General features: G+C 59.8%; 10 protein-coding genes and 1 pseudogene. 3 read left to right on the top strand and 8 right to left on the bottom strand.

The genetic code is table 11. The features are described from left to right. Positions 1-14: 14 nt before the first annotated feature. Positions 15-1,169 carry an FAD-dependent urate hydroxylase HpxO gene (gene hpxO / locus SCU88_RS06415; RefSeq protein ID WP_175339521.1) on the top strand — a complete coding sequence of 385 codons (1,155 nt, stop codon included), beginning with the start codon at positions 15-17 and terminating at the stop codon, positions 1,167-1,169. On the opposite strand, the gene SCU88_RS06410 is transcribed toward hpxO, so the two are convergent. Continuing rightward, on the bottom strand, positions 1,166-2,071 hold the full coding sequence (locus SCU88_RS06410; protein WP_175339520.1) for a LysR substrate-binding domain-containing protein: 906 nt from the start codon (positions 2,069-2,071) through the stop codon (positions 1,166-1,168). The genes hpxO and SCU88_RS06410 overlap by 4 nt on opposite strands. 118 nt (positions 2,072-2,189) lie before the next feature. Here SCU88_RS06410 and hpxD point away from each other — a divergent pair, with 118 nt between their 5' ends. Both hpxD and SCU88_RS06400 read left to right on the top strand, forming a co-directional pair. After that, the gene (gene hpxD, locus SCU88_RS06405; protein WP_175339519.1) at positions 2,190-3,227 is read left to right on the top strand and encodes a molybdenum cofactor-independent xanthine hydroxylase subunit HpxD; all 1,038 of its coding nucleotides are present in this window, start codon (positions 2,190-2,192) and stop codon (positions 3,225-3,227) included. 13 nt (positions 3,228-3,240) lie between these two features. After that, positions 3,241-4,215, top strand: a complete 975-nt coding sequence (locus SCU88_RS06400) for a 2Fe-2S iron-sulfur cluster-binding protein (RefSeq protein ID WP_175339518.1) — start codon at positions 3,241-3,243, stop codon at positions 4,213-4,215. Here SCU88_RS06400 and SCU88_RS06395 read toward each other — a convergent pair. The 7 genes and pseudogenes from SCU88_RS06395 to SCU88_RS06365 form a co-directional block, all read right to left on the bottom strand. Beyond that, positions 4,199-4,774, bottom strand: coding sequence for an NTP transferase domain-containing protein (locus SCU88_RS06395; RefSeq protein ID WP_175339517.1), 576 nt, complete (start codon positions 4,772-4,774; stop codon positions 4,199-4,201). The genes SCU88_RS06400 and SCU88_RS06395 overlap by 17 nt on opposite strands. A 340-nt stretch (positions 4,775-5,114) precedes the next feature. Then, complete coding sequence (locus SCU88_RS06390; protein ID WP_175339516.1) at positions 5,115-6,443, bottom strand: c-type cytochrome; 1,329 nt, start codon at positions 6,441-6,443, stop codon at positions 5,115-5,117. A gap of 30 nt (positions 6,444-6,473) precedes the next feature. Then, on the bottom strand, positions 6,474-8,720 hold the full coding sequence (locus tag SCU88_RS06385) for a molybdopterin cofactor-binding domain-containing protein (RefSeq protein WP_175339515.1): 2,247 nt from the start codon (positions 8,718-8,720) through the stop codon (positions 6,474-6,476). Further along, on the bottom strand, positions 8,717-9,175 hold the full coding sequence (locus tag SCU88_RS06380) for a 2Fe-2S iron-sulfur cluster-binding protein (RefSeq protein ID WP_175339514.1): 459 nt from the start codon (positions 9,173-9,175) through the stop codon (positions 8,717-8,719). Before SCU88_RS06380 ends, SCU88_RS06385 begins: the two co-directional genes overlap by 4 nt. Positions 9,176-9,659: 484 nt before the next feature. Then, entirely contained in the window at positions 9,660-9,998 is a 339-nt protein-coding gene (locus SCU88_RS06375; RefSeq protein WP_175339513.1) for a hypothetical protein, read from the bottom strand. A 287-nt stretch (positions 9,999-10,285) separates the two neighbouring features. Then, positions 10,286-14,167: pseudogene (locus tag SCU88_RS06370) on the bottom strand (RHS repeat-associated core domain-containing protein); the annotation flags it as partial. Between the two features lie 12 nt (positions 14,168-14,179). Beyond that, positions 14,180-14,611 carry a DcrB-related protein gene (locus SCU88_RS06365; protein ID WP_175339512.1) on the bottom strand — a complete coding sequence of 144 codons (432 nt, stop codon included), beginning with the start codon at positions 14,609-14,611 and terminating at the stop codon, positions 14,180-14,182. Positions 14,612-14,648 lie beyond the last annotated feature (37 nt).

Below are 14,648 nucleotides of genomic sequence, written 5' to 3'. Positions count from 1 at the left end.
ATCCGGAGAGCATCATGAAAGCACTGATTATTGGCGCAGGCATTGGCGGCCTGAGCACGGCAGCAGCCCTGAAACAGGTCGGTATCGACTGCGAGGTTTTTGAAGCCGTGGAAGAAATTAAACCGGTGGGTGCAGCCATCTCTATCTGGCCCAACGGCGTAAAATGCCTGAGCCGCCTGGGAATGGGCGATATCCCCCGGGATTTCGGCGGCCAGATGCGCTATATGGCGTACCAGGACTATCAGCGCGGTGAAACGATGACGCGCTTTAGCCTGGCGCCGCTGGTCGAACGGGTAGGCGAGCGCCCCTGCCCGGTCGCCAGAGCCTGTCTGCAACAGCAGATGCTGGAACACTGGGGTCACGATGCCGTGCAGTTCGGCAAGCGAGTGGAGCGGGTTGAACAGCATGAAGATGGCGTTACCGCCTGGTTTGCCGACGGCAGCCAGGCCATCGGCGACTTTCTGATTGCCGCCGACGGCAGCCGCTCGGTTATCCGCCCCGCTGTGCTGGGCTATTCCCCGGAGCGGCGCTACGCCGGTTACGTCAACTGGAATGGCCTGGTGGCTATCGATGAATCCATCGCCCCGGCAGACCAGTGGACCACCTGGGTAGGAGAAGGCAAGCGCGTCTCGCTGATGCCGGTTGCCGACGGACGTTTCTATTTCTTCTTCGACGTACCGCTGCCCGCGGGGCTGGAGCAGGATCGTACCAGCGCCCGGGCCGATCTGACCCGCTACTTCGCCGGCTGGGCCCCTCAGGTGCAGCACCTGATCGCCGCCATCGATACTCAAACCATTAACCGCATTGAGATCCACGACGTGGAGCCTTTTGGGAGGCTGGTTAACGGCCGGATAGCCCTGCTGGGCGACGCCGCCCACAACACCACACCGGATATCGGCCAGGGCGGCTGCGCCGCCATGGAGGATGCCGTGGTGCTGGGCAACGCGTTCAGCGCGCAGAACACCATTGAGGCGGCGCTGCGTAACTACGAAGCGCAACGTTGCGATCGGGTGCGGGATCTGGTGCTTAAAGCGCGTAAACGCTGCGATATCACCCACGGCAAGGATATGGCGCTGACCCAGGCCTGGTACGAAGAGCTGCGTCAGGAGTCCGGCGAACGCATCATCGCCGGGCTGTGTGACACCATTCAGGGCGGCCCGCTGGGTTAAGGCGCCAGTCCCTCGATGACTTCAGACATCCGCTGAATCACCACCCGCGCCGGTCGGGAAAGCTGGCGCGCCGGTGCAATACATAACGCCAGGGTCAGCGGTCGCAGCCGCTGACCCCTGAGCGGCACGAACGCCAGTTGACCCGCTTTCACCTCTTCCAGCACATCAAGCAGGCTAAGAATACAGACGCCGCTTCCCTGGCGAATCAGCGATTTAATCATCCGGATATCGTTGCAGGTAATGGCATTGCCCGGTGCGAAATCGTGATGGCGATAGAGCATCGCTACCCGCTCATGGACGATAAGCGGCGCCCCCGGCAGGATATGGCGCTCGCCGGAAAGTTCGCCCAACGCCAGGTTTTCGGCCCCGGCCAGCGGACAGTCCACCGGCATAATCACCCCCATCTCCAGTTCAGCGAAGGCGATAACATCGAGCCCCGCCTGCCCTTCCGGATCCAGAATCAGACCGAAATCGAGTTCCGCGCCGCGAATACGCTGGCTGAGGCTGCGACTGTCCGCCACGCTGAGTTCCAGCTCCAGCCAGGGGTAGTCATCGACGATCGCGGAAAAGGCGCCAGCAACGGCCCCTTCTGACAGCGCCTGCACCATGCCCGCGCTGACCGTTCCCCGCTTCAACCCCTGGAGTTCATCGAATTTCTGGCGGGTCAGGCGAAATTCGCGCTGCCAGCGCAAGATATCGCTGTACAGCAGCTCCCCCGCCGTGGTCATCCGTAGCCCTTCCGGCAGGCGTTCGAACAGCGGAATACCGAAGGCCTCTTCGGCCTGCAAAATCTGGCGGTTAATGGCCGAAGCGGAAATATGCAGCTTTTCCGCGGCCCGCCGCAGGCTGCCGCAGCGGGCCACCTCGGCAAAATAGAGCGCGAAACGTGAAAATGGACTCATGGTTCCCCTGTCGACTTTTTTGCAACAGATTACTGAATTAATGGTGATGGATGTGAACACCATAGCCTGACAACAATAGGGTCACAACCTACTTTCACCTGCCACAGGGGAGCCGCCAATGAAAGCCCATCGACCCACACCGCCCGCCCATTGCAGTTTCGATCCTGAAGACTGGCTGCGGCTGGCCCGCTGCTGGCATCCGGTCGCCAGAGCCTGCGATGTCGACAACAAACCGCATAAGGCGGTACTGCTGGACGAACCGCTGGTGCTGTATCGCATTAACGGTCAGGCGGTGGTGGCCCGGGATGTCTGCCCCCATCGCGGCGTGCCTCTGACCCTGGGCTTTCACGATGAGGCAGGTATTATCTGCCCCTACCACGGGCTGCGCTTTGGCGAAGACGGGCGCTGTAACCGTATCCCCGCCAGCCCCGACCAGCCGATTCCCGCCAAACTGAATCTGATGACCTTTCCGGTGGAAGAACGTTACGGGTTAGTCTGGACCTGTCTGGCGCCGGATACCGATAATCCGGCTCCGCTGCCGACCATGCCGCACTGGCACGACGCCGCCTTCCAGCAAATCAACTGTCCTCCTTTCGAGGTCAACGGCTTTGCCGGTCGCCAGGTGGAAGGCTTTCTGGATGTGGCCCATTTCGCCTGGGTGCACAGCGCCACCTTCGCCGATCCCGACAATCCACAGGTGCCGGACTACAGCCCGCAGGAGACCGATTACGGTTTCACCGCCGACTACTGGAGCACGGTCAGCAACTACCCGAGCGGCGCAGAAGACAGGGCGCCGCCGGACTTCCGCTGGCTGCGCCGTTTTGAGATGCATCTGCCGTTTACCGCTACGCTGACCGTGCATTTTCCGGGGGAAGACAGGCTGGTGATTATGAATGCCGCCTCTCCGGTATCGGCCCGTAAAACCCGGATGTTTGCCCCCATCGCCCGCAACTTCGATCTGCATATTCCCGTCGGGGAGGTGCACGCCTTCAATCTGCGGGTCTTTGAAGAGGACCGGCTAATGGTAGAGACCCAGCGCCCGGAAAAGCTGCCGCTGGATCTGACGCTGGAGGCGCATATCCCGGCGGATCGCAGTTCTATCGCCTACCGCCGCGGCCTGAAGAAAATGGGCTTCGGCGAATTTTTTCTGGTGTAACGGAGGAAGCCCTATGCGTAACACCCTTGAAGTGATGGTGGAGGGAATCTGGCGTCAGGGAGAAGGGAATCTGGCCGTCAGGCTGACGGCGCCGGACGGCGCGGCGCTGCCGGGATGGTCGCCGGGAGCCCATATCGATGTGCATCTGCCAGGCGGGCTGGTGCGCCAGTATTCGCTGACCGGCAACCCGGCCAGCCGCCGTGGTTATCTGATCTGCGTGGCCCGGGATCCCGATTCACGCGGCGGCTCGCGCTATATTCATGAGTCGTTACGCCCCGGCCAGCGCCTGACGATCTCCGCGCCGCGCAACCTGTTCCCGCTGGAGAAAGCCGACAGAGTGGTACTGATGGCGGCGGGAATCGGCATTACGCCGCTTTACGCCATGGCCCGGCGGCTGGAGGATGCCGGAGTGCCTTTTACCCTGCACTATTATGTCCGCCACCCGGAACAGGCCGCCTTTCGCTATCAACTCGGCCACCCCTTCCGGTTTGGCGACTGCACGATTTATCACAGCAGCGCCGGGGAAAGCCCGCGCCACACCCTGCCCGAGGCACTCACGCGCCCGGCCACCGGCACCCGACTTTATCTGTGCGGCCCCGACGGCTTTATGGACCACGTGCGCCAGTCCGCGCTGACGCGGGGCTGGTCGCCGGAAAATATTCACAGCGAGGCGTTTCAGCCCCCGGCGCCATCGGCCCCGGCCTCATCAGACAACGCTTTTACCGTGACCCTGGCATCCACTGGCCAACGCTGGCCGGTGGCGGCGGACCAAACCATCGCCCGGGTGCTGTTGGATAACGGCATCGATGTGCCGCTCTCCTGCGAGATGGGGATCTGCGGCGCCTGCCTGACGCCGGTAACGGAAGGAACGGTGGATCATCGGGATAGCGTACAGTCGGCGGCGGAAAAATCGGGGCCGCGCCAGCAGGTCGCCCTGTGCTGCTCCCGTAGCCTGACGGAAAACCTGACTATCAGTCTTGCGCCCTGAACAGATCGGCATCGCGAATCACCCGCTCCGGCGCCTGCAAAATCAGCAGCGTTTCTCTGTTTAGCAGGCGCTTCGCGCCGTCATCGTCGGTCAGGGCCATCAGCGCCTGGCGATAGTTGGCCGTGAAGCCCACCGGGTGTCCGGGCTGATTAGAGCACGCCAGCCGAACCTGATGGTGCCCCTGACTCAGAGCCTGGCTCACCCGCAAATAGTCCTGCGCCGTCACCCAACCCATATCCCCGGGGACTATCAGCCAGCCGTCCATGTCAGGCATCGCCTTCACTCCGGCGGCGATGGATTCGCCGCTCCCCCGGCTTGCCAGCAGCGTGGTTTGCGCCCCGGCGCGCTGTACCAGAGCCTGAATTTCAGCGCTTTCCGGGCGGCATACCACCCTCACCGGCATGGCCGTTTCGCAGGCGTTAGCCAGGGTTAGCGCCAGCAGCGGCTGCGGGTTGCCTGCCGCGTCGGGATAATGCGCCAGCAGCTTTTCGCCGCTGCCACCGCTTTGCCGGTAACGGCGGCCAGTGCCCGCTGCCAGGATGATAATGCCGTAGGTCATTGCAAGGTTCTTCCTTTTTTGTCTTGCCATTAAAGCCGCTTTTACCTGGGGTAAAGGTAACATTAAGTGGCCGGGTACATCGTTATCCTGCCCTGCTCGATGGTCACCTTCGCCAGACAGACGCTTTCAAATTCGGCTTCACCCAGCCAGTGGCCTTTCAGATGCAGGCTGGGGCTGTGGTACTGTATTCATGAGAAATATGCCGCGCTGGCGAAGGTTCCGTGCACTTTAAGGTGATTTCTCTTATGTTAGTTTCGGAACCGGTGAACGGAACAACCCACCGCATCATCATATTCCGCCGTTAATCATATACACAGCGACAAGGCTGTCGTTCCCCCACTCAGCGCATATGCAAAATAATCACCTCGCTACTGGCGGGATCGGTCGCCGCGCGCAGCGTTTTAACCTGCTCTGCCGTCACGGCATTGCCATTATTACCCCAGGCGCCACGGATATAGCTCAACACATCCGCGGCCTGCTGGTCGGAAAGCTGCCTGCGGTACGGCGGCATCCGGTAAGCGTCCGGCACGCCATCGGCCACCACCCTTCCGGAGCCGTTCAGGGTCACGTTAATCGCCGATGCGCTATCGACCTGCATTGAGGTAGCGCCAGCCAGCGGTGGGATCCACGGCGCCTGACCGCGACCGTCCGCCCCATGGCAACTGGCACAGCGGGCCGCGTAAACCGGCGCCCCCGGATGATCGCTATTCCCGGCATCGGCCTGATACTGCCAGGGCCTATCCGCATTGTTGCTGCCCGGCGGCAGCGCCTTCAGGTAGTGAGCCACGGCGCGCAGATCCTCATCGGTCATAAACTGGGTGGAGTTATTAAAGGCATCGGTCATAGAGCCGAACACCACCGAGTGTTTATTGCGCCCCTGCTTCAGGAAATCGTAGACGTCCTGCTCGCTCCAGCGGGCCATACCGGTATTGGTATCGCCGCGCAGGCTGGGGGCATACCAGCCATCCAGCAGGGCGCCCGCCAGGAAGTGCGGGCTGGAGGCATCCAGCCCTTTCTCGTTGAAGGCCGCGCCGCGCGGGGTATGGCAGCTACCGCAGTGCCCCGGCCCTTCCACAATATAGGCCCCCCGGTTCCACTGCGCGTCACGCTGCGGGTCCGGCTGCCAGGTGCCCTCACCACTAAACGCCAGGTTCCAGAACGCCAGCGGCCAGCGCATATTCAGGGGCCAGGGGATATCGCTCGCTTTATTCGGCTGATTGACCGGCTTCACGTCGTGCATAAACCAGGCATACAGCGCCCGCACATCGTCATCGCTCAGTTTCACATAAGAGGGGTACGGCATGGCCGGATAGAGCCGGTGGCCCTGCTTCGCCACCCCGTGGCGCACCGCCCGGTCAAAGTCGGCCAGGCTGTAGTTGCCAATGCCGGTCTCTTTGTCCGGCGTGATATTGGTGGCGGTGATATTGCCCACCGGCGTGGCCATCTCCAGCCCACCGGCAAAGGGGGCGCCGTCCGGCGTGCTGTGACAGGCCACGCAGTCGCTGAGCCGCGCCACATATTCGCCATGGCGAATCACATCCTCACCGGGCGTGGGCGCGCTGGCCTGTTTATCAAACGCGGAAGATGGCGTACGCAGCGCAAACAGCACAATGCCAATAATGACCAGCAACAGCAGCGCAAGGAAGATAATGCCTCTTCTTTTCGTCATGGTGTTATCCCCGATTCTTAGCGCGTCGGATTAGGAAAAGGTATAGCGCGACAGCGGCATACTGCGGATACGCTGACCGGTCAGCCTGGAGACAGCATTGGCCACCGCAGGCGGTACTGCAGGCAGCGGTGGTTCCCCCACACCGCCCATTTTTTCGCCGCTTTCAACAATCCGCACATGCACCCGAGCCATCCGCGCCGCAGGCAGGATCGGGTAGAGATCGTAGTTGCGCCCAACCGGTTTGCCGTGTTCATAGACGCACTCTTCCATCAGCACCTGCGATAATCCCAGCGCCACACCGCTGTTGACCTGGGCTTCAATAATCGCCGGATTCACAATGCTGCCGGGATCGATAGCCTGCCAGATGTCATGCACCCGAACTTCGCCGTTTTCGATAGAGACTTCGGCAATGGCGGCGGTCTGGGTGCCAAACGGAGATGCCATGGCAACGCCCCGGGCGCGGCGCGAACCGTCCGGGGTCGTAAAGGGGCCCGCTTTCCAGCCGCCGGACAGCGATTCCACCTCTTTCAGTAGCCGGGTCAGGCGCGGATTATCCTTTAACAGCCGCATACGCAAGGCGAACGGATCCTGCCCGCCTTTATCGGCTATCTCATCCAGAAAGCATTCGTAGAGAAAATCATTCATTGAGTTACCGACCGAGCGCCAGTAACCCGGCGTGACCGGGCTTTTATCGTAAATCTGAGCGATACGGCGGTTGGCGATGGCGTAAGCCTTGCCGGTCAGCCCTTCGACGGCGGTGTCGTCGATCTTGTCACCCTTACTCCCCGCCAGCCCTTCGGCGGGGCCCTCGCAGATGCTTATCGCCTCAAGCGCCACGGGCATTCCGTCGCTATCCAGCCCCGCCCGAAAGCGCACCGCAGCCATGGGCCGGTGGGTGTCGCGCAGGAACTCCTCTTCGCGGCTCCAGATAACCTTCACCGGCCTCCCCACCGCTTTGGCGAGTTCAATGGCCTGGGGATAGACCATGGCGGTGTCGTAGACGAAGTGACGACCAAAAAAGCCCCCCAGCAGCGGGGAGTGAATAATGATTTTTTCCGGCGCCAGACCGGTGCGGGCTGCGATATCCGCCTGGAACATCTCCGGCGCCTGATTCGGCGTCCACAGTTCCAGGGTGCCGTCCGGATTAAAGCGGGCCAGGGTTGATGGTGGCTCCAGTTGGGCGTGATTCAGGTACTGGCTGTGATACGTGGCGCTAAGGGTGGTTTGCGCATTTTCCAGCGCCCCGGCCACATCGCCTTTCACCTCAGCATCATCCCCCTGACCTTCTTTATTCGCCAGCCGTTCGGCATAAGCATCGGAAGAGAAATCGGCAGGCATATAGCGGGTTTTGTCACCGGCGGCGGGCTCCTGCCAGTCGACCTGTAACGCTTCCGCCGCCCGTTTTGCATGCCACCAGCGTTCCGCTACCACCGCCACGGCGCCGGGCAACTGATGCACCGAATGCACCCCTTTCATCTGGCTGACCTGCTGCTTATTGCGGATAGTGCCGGGCGTCAGCCCCAGGCGCGGCGCGTGCTGCACCGCCGCATGCAGCATATTATCCACCCGGCAGTCGATGCTGTAGATGGCCTGGCCGGTAGATTTTTGATGGACGTCCAGCCGCTTTACCGACTGGCCTATCCAGCGGAATTCCGACGGCGACTTGAGCGTGACGCTGTCGGGCGCAGGCACGGGCAGATCCATGGCTCTGGCGGCCAGTTGACCGTAGCTCAGCTCACGCCCTGAACCGGCGTGGATCACCTTTCCGGGCTCGGTCGTGAGTTCACCCACCGGTACGCCCAGGCTTTGGGCGGCGGCCTGAAGCAGCATCTGGCGCGCCAGCGCGCCAAGGCGCCGCATGGTGTCGTAACTGGTGCGCACCGACATGCTGCCGCCGGTGAGGCGCTTGCCGATGTCCATCACCTGATAGTCGGCCCCGGCTGGCGCGTTTTCGACCAGGAAACGGGCCGGATCGGCATCCAGCTCTTCCCCCACAATCTGGGCCATGGCGGTGAAGATCCCCTGTCCGCCTTCGACGAAGGGGCACTGAAAGCGAATGCGACCATCGGGATGGATTTCAAGAAACGCCGGAACCCGGGTGCCAGGCGCCGCGGCCTGCGCGACGGCCTGAGCCCGAACTTCAGCAACGGGCAGACCAAATCCTAAAACAAAAGCCCCTGCTGCAACACCGGCCGAGGTCAGCAAAAAGCGGCGGCGAGATAGGTTAACCGGCCCGGCGTTAGCCAGCGCCCGGCCCAGGCGATCGTTTCTGCTCATGCCTGCTCCCCGTCTTTCGCCAGATCCTGGATAGCCGCCCGAATGGCGTTATAGGTGCCGCAGCGGCACAGATTGACCATGGCTGCCGAGATATCGGCATCCGAAGGGTGCGGATTCTGCTTAAGCAGCGCGGTGGCCGCCATCACCTGGCCGGACTGGCAGTAGCCGCACTGGGGCACCTGATGCTTCACCCAGGCCGCCACTACGCGCTTGCCGAGATCGTCGGCTTCGATTGCTTCAATGGTGGCGATCTTCTTACCCACCGCCATTTCGACCGGCGTCACACAGGAGCGCACCAGCCGTCCATCCATCATCACGGCGCAGGCGCCGCACTGGGCAAGACCGCAGCCATATTTGGTCCCTGTCAGACCCAGGTCGTCACGAAGTACCCAGAGCAGAGGCGTATCGCCATCGGCGTCTACGTCCCGGACGCTGTCATTAATTTGCAGTTTCATTGCTCACCCGCTGTGATTGTTATTGTGTTGTACGGCCTGTTGGCGTGGGGAAGGAACGCTTTGCCCCAGGCTAACGTACTCAGGGCACGGTGAATTTATGCCACAGGCTATTTCAGTGTAGACGGCGATAATCACGCCTTAAAGTATAGCCAGCTTATAGCGGCTATAAGCGCGGGTAATGAATGGTGCACGGTAAACCGTGGTCGGTGGTTTTCCGTAGCCTGGTGTTGTGGTGATAGCAGAGCGACTTGCGCCAGGCGTTCGGTATTATTTGGGTTTGGTGATACAGGTATCCCGGCGTAGAACCTTTCACCAGTGTGCCTGATGTATATCGCCGATAATAATGGGGCAGGAACTGTGTGAGTCGATTTGTCAGGTCAGAAAGGTGGTTAGGATAATGAAAGCAGTAATTATTTAGTGTAATGAATGACGATTAGACAATAAAAGGCCGGGAATAATTTGATATATTTCCGGCATATGACAATTATTTTCTTTTCAATATTGCACTGAGTATATCACGTAACATATTTTCATAACGCTCATACCATAAACTCATATTCATATTTTCGATAAAATAAGAATCATTTTTATCATTATGGCATATAACACAATGCATTGTATTCATTACAAACCAAGGCACAAACTCTAATAACTCAATAAAATCATCATCTTTTAGATAGTCACCTTCAATTAAACAAGATGTTATATTTTCTATAAGCTCTATAAAGAGATGTTCATTGAACACCCTATTTTCAAACAGTTCGTAGCAAAAAGTACCTTCAACAAGGTCATTTTTGTTGTTTAATATTGCCTCAATAATCATATTCAACACCCTGGGCCTCGTCGGCCTCTTGCCTTTGCCGTTTTCGCTTCGTTCAGCGAAGCATCTAAGTTAAAAACACCTTTGGATGAATCATCTTTGGCAAAAAGTTCAATGTGATCTTTATGCATGCCATCAAGATAATAATAATCCCCTGATTTAATTTTCACTCCATCCACAGTCGTTTTGGTGGTTATTTTAAATATTTGCTGACCTTGATATGTTTTTCCCGTTCTGGCTGATGCCGGCCCTAATATATCGCCTAAAGGAGTACCAGATATAGGATTATTAGATAATCCAAGCGGATCAACCCACCCCAACGGATTAGGCGCATACTGGTACAGGTTCAGCCCGCCCGCCAGCCCCACCGGATCCTGCGTCGTAAACCGCCCTACCTCCGGCTCATAGTACCGGAACAGATTATAGTGTAGCCCGCTCTCGTTGTCCTGGTACTGTCCCGCATAGCGCAGCGGCTGGTCGTAAATGGCTCCTTTACGGCGTGCGGCGCCAGCGACGGTCTGGCCCTGCACTTTACCGAAGGTGTCGTAGTTGCCGGACCAGTACAGGTTACCTTCGACGTCGGTCACTTCCAGCGGTGCGCTGTTAAGGTCGGTGTGCAGCCAGTAGATATCCGCCTGCGGGCCCTCTCCCGCCTGTTCGATGGCCGCCAGCGGCGTCCAGGGGTTGACCGGGTCGTAGCTCCAGGTCCGGCGAGTACCGTTGTCCCGCTGCTCCTGAAGCAGTCGGTAGCCCTGCCACAGAAAACGCGTGGTTTCCGGCGCTCTGCCCCGGTAGTTGACCGTCTTGTGCGTGCGGCGACCCAGTGCGTCGTAGTGGTACTGCGCGGTAAACTCGCCCTGCGGCCCCCGCCCACGCGCCTGTATCAGCCGGTTATCCGCATCATAGACATAATGCTGCTCGAAGGCGCCATTGCGTCGACGCACCAGGTTGCCCCAGGCGTCATAGCGGTAGAACAGCCGCTGCCATTGGCTCAGACGGTTGCTGATGACCGGTGGCGGCAGATGGGGATCCGCTTCGTGACTGACGTGTTGTTCGCCCAGCAGGTTATCCGCCATATCGTAGCGCAGGCGGCTGCCCGCTCTGCCCTGCTGCGGCTCCCGGTGCTGTAACAGGCGCCCTTCAGCGTCGTAGCCATAGTGCACCTCACCGCGCAGTGCGTCGCTGACCCCTTCCAGTTCACCGCGACCGGTGTAGCGTAAGGTACGCCACAGCACCCCCTCTTCCGGCCGGGTGAGTGGTCCCTGACCGAAGGCACTGCTCTGCCAGCGGTGTCGACCCATGGCATCATACTGCCGTTGCTGATGCAGCGCCCCCTGGGTACGCCCGGTTTCCCGATGCAGCCGGTCACGGGTGAATTCGCTAACCAGTTGCTGGTTAAATTTCATGGCGCTGGCGTGACCGGAGCCGTAATACAACCACTGTAGATGGTCGCCCTGCGGCAACGTTAGCGCCCGCAGGTTGGCCAGCGCATCCCACTGGTACTGCAACTCACCGTTGACGCCCTGCTCGGCCAGCAGATGGCCCGCCTGGTCATAGCGCAGCTCCAGGCTGTCCGACTCTATGCCCAGCGCCGCACCAGCATCGGTCGGCGTGCGGGTCAGGTGATTCAGGCGACCAGCGGTATCGTAACGGTAGTGCCACTCCGCGCTGTCATTGCCGCGCCACACCAGTTGACCGGCTTCGTCGTAGCGCAGCCGGTGCACGCGTTGTGAGGGGGGCGCCAGGCTGTCCTGCGGCCCGGTTTCCCGGTGCTCAGTTAGCTGACCGTCAGGGCCATAGTGGTACAGATGATCGGTGTTGTCCGGGCGGCGCTCGCCGGTTATCCGGCCCACGGCATCATGGCTGAAGTGATATTCCCCGCCATTGCCGTTCTCAATTCTGGTCAGCCAGCCCCGGCTGTTGTAGTGATATCGCCGCGTGCGATTGATGCGGTCGGTGACGCTGACCGGCTGCCCCAGCAGGTTGTACTGCCAGCGCGTCTCACTGCCGAGCGGGTCCTGGTGGCGCGCCAGCAGCCCGCGTTCATCCCAGGAGAACTGTTCTTCACTGCCATCCGGGTGGATAAGCGTTTGCAGATGACCAGAAACGCTCCAGAAATAACGGGTCAGATGCCCTTCCGCATCGGTGTGATGGGTCAGTTGCCCCAGCGCATCATAGGCGTATGCGGTGACGCTACCGGAACAGTCGGTGTAACGCGTCAGTAGCCCCTGGGCATTCCATTCCAGTTTCACCTCGCCACCCTGCACATCGATGATGGCAGACGGCAGGCTCTCTTCATCGTCGGGATAATGGTAACGGGTGGTGTTGCCCAGTGCATCGTCCTGCTGCGTCAGGCGCCCCAGAGGGTCGTGATGCTGAAATTCCTGGCTGCCATCGGGATAAGTGACCGAAAACAGGCGGTCGCTGTTGCGGGAATACTGGTACGTGGTTTTGCGGCCCAGCGGGTCAGTTTCACTCAGCAGGCGACCATAGCAGTCCCACTCGCTCTGGCGCCGGGCACCGCCTGGCAACACAACGTCGCACAATTCATCCCGATCATAAATAAATGCCGTTTTTCTGCCGTCAAAGTCGGTGAATTGCGCGACGTTATCGTCGTCATCCAGTTGCCACAGCGCCTGTCTACCGTCATCGCTCACCGCCCGGCGCGTCCCGCCGCTGAAGTCGTAATACAGCGACAAGGATTCGCCAGCACTGTTGCGATAAGCCACCACCCGCGGCAGGCCATCAATTTCCCGCCAGCGGTATTCGTTCAGCAAACCGTTGCGATCCTGATGGCTGACCATCAGGCCATCCTGCCAGCCAAAGCACCGGGTCACTTCACCAGCCCGGTTACGGACCCTGATAAGCTGCCCTTTCTCATCATAGTCATAACTGACCAGGGAACGTTCCCCCTGTGAGGTATGCAGCACAACGGCCCCAAGACGGCACTGCCCGCCAGCCGTTTTCAGGTAGCTGCAGGTCAGGCGCTGACCGGCGCTATCGACCAGTTCAGTCAACTGACCTGCATCGTCATAAAACAGGGAGATATCATTACCGATGGCGTCAGTTACCCGCTGCAACCGGGCTGGCTGGTCGTCCGGTACAGGCGGGTAGTGCCAGGCCTGTTCGCTAACATCGAACACCTGCCAGGTGCCGTCGGCGTTGTGCATCAGCCAGCATTTTTCCGCTTCGCAGTACGTTTTGTGTCCCTTTGGCACTCTGGGAAAAGAGACATAATCGCCGGAGGGTGCCCGCCACACCAGACCATCCTGATACGGTTGTAGCGTGCTCTCAAAGAACAGGCTCCAGCCACGCCCCAGCACGCTTTCCGCCGGATTACCGCTGCGCCAGTAGCGCTGCCATTCCACCGGCAGGCGTGAAGGCAGAATAAAGTCCAGTTCGTCGTCGCCGGAAAGGAATTTCTGGCCGTGGATAACCTCCACCGGTCGGGCAACAATCCCGGCAGCAGTGGTGGCGGTCATCATCGTGCCGAAACGGCAGGTGATGCGGCCCAGCTTATTAATGCCCGGCAACTTGCTCAGCATTTTGCCCAGCGGACCCAGCTTACCTGTCAGCCCACCGCCGCCGCCGACCAAACCGGCGAACAACAGCATCAAATCAGAACCCTTATACAGAGCGTCCGGGACTTCTGGTGTAATGGCAAGCGTAGTGGCCGTTCCACCGCCAATATTGACGTCCGGTGAGCCTTCCATCACCTGGGCATCGCAGTTGGTTTTGTCCTTCATCCTTGATGCCGGCTGGTCGTTGATATACACCCTGTTCGAGCCTTGCGCCATCTGCATGCCCGGTCCGTCGTTATCGCAGGCCACCTGGCTTACCGTGGCTATGGCTGCCGGTTTATTATTGATAAATACATTTAGGGAGCCGGTCAGTATTTTCCCTGTGGGCGTGAGACTGGCTGCCCCGGCATCCGCGAGGGTGTCACGGGCTGCGGTCGCCAGCTCCCCGGTGAGATACCCGACTGCCAGGCTGGCGCCCAACAGTAATACCCCAACACCAATACCGGACGCAGCAAGGCCAGCAAACAGTAATGCCCCGGCAGCCTACCCACCAACACCAGCCAGCAGGCCACCCACTATGGTTCCGCCAATCATTCCAGCCAGAGCATGGGAATGACCAATGGCATCACCAACGCGCGCTGCTTCCCCCATCACAATCTCCCGTTATGCCAGCGCAAAGCTGTCCAGAACCTGTTGCAACAGGGATTCGTCCTGCGCTGTCAGTTTGCGCGTCTGCGCCAGGGTAAACACCAGAATGCGCCCTTGCGCTATTGCAAACACCGCCTGGCGCTGCCAGATGCGTTTACCATCGCGCAGATAGCTGGCGTGTACGCTTTCGCCTGGCAATGCCGCTGCCCCCAGCGCCGACGGGTCACGGCTTTTCAGCACCCAGCCCTTCATATTCTGAGATAACGTTTCAAGCTGACGCGTAATGTATTCGGACAGGGTTTCATCGGGTTGCAAAATATCGCGGGAAATGTTCAGGGAAGGCGAAGTATCATCCCCCGCCAGCAGCACGTTGAGGGTACGTTCGTTGTAGCCTTCCGGCAGGGAAATGCGCCCTTCGGTAAAGACGCAATGGGAAAAGTCAGGCACCACGCAGGATCCTTTTGCTTAATGATGCTTAAGCATC

It is taken from the genome of Jejuibacter sp. L23, from assembly GCF_050815825.1.
GTDB lineage: Bacteria > Pseudomonadota > Gammaproteobacteria > Enterobacterales > Enterobacteriaceae > Jejubacter > Jejubacter calystegiae.
This window is presented reverse-complemented; position numbering and strand designations above follow the sequence as displayed.

What these genes read in the sequence shown, in the direction of transcription:
- hpxO (WP_175339521.1), top strand. Translation starts at nt 15, where the DNA reads ATGAAAGCACTGATTATTGGCGCAGGCATTGGCGGCCTGAGCACGGCA.
- SCU88_RS06410 (WP_175339520.1), bottom strand. Translation starts at nt 2,071, where the DNA reads ATGAGTCCATTTTCACGTTTCGCGCTCTATTTTGCCGAGGTGGCCCGC.
- hpxD (WP_175339519.1), top strand. Translation starts at nt 2,190, where the DNA reads ATGAAAGCCCATCGACCCACACCGCCCGCCCATTGCAGTTTCGATCCT.
- SCU88_RS06400 (WP_175339518.1), top strand. Translation starts at nt 3,241, where the DNA reads ATGCGTAACACCCTTGAAGTGATGGTGGAGGGAATCTGGCGTCAGGGA.
- SCU88_RS06395 (WP_175339517.1), bottom strand. Translation starts at nt 4,774, where the DNA reads ATGACCTACGGCATTATCATCCTGGCAGCGGGCACTGGCCGCCGTTAC.
- SCU88_RS06390 (WP_175339516.1), bottom strand. Translation starts at nt 6,443, where the DNA reads ATGACGAAAAGAAGAGGCATTATCTTCCTTGCGCTGCTGTTGCTGGTC.
- SCU88_RS06385 (WP_175339515.1), bottom strand. Translation starts at nt 8,720, where the DNA reads ATGAGCAGAAACGATCGCCTGGGCCGGGCGCTGGCTAACGCCGGGCCG.
- SCU88_RS06380 (WP_175339514.1), bottom strand. Translation starts at nt 9,175, where the DNA reads ATGAAACTGCAAATTAATGACAGCGTCCGGGACGTAGACGCCGATGGC.
- SCU88_RS06375 (WP_175339513.1), bottom strand. Translation starts at nt 9,998, where the DNA reads ATGATTATTGAGGCAATATTAAACAACAAAAATGACCTTGTTGAAGGT.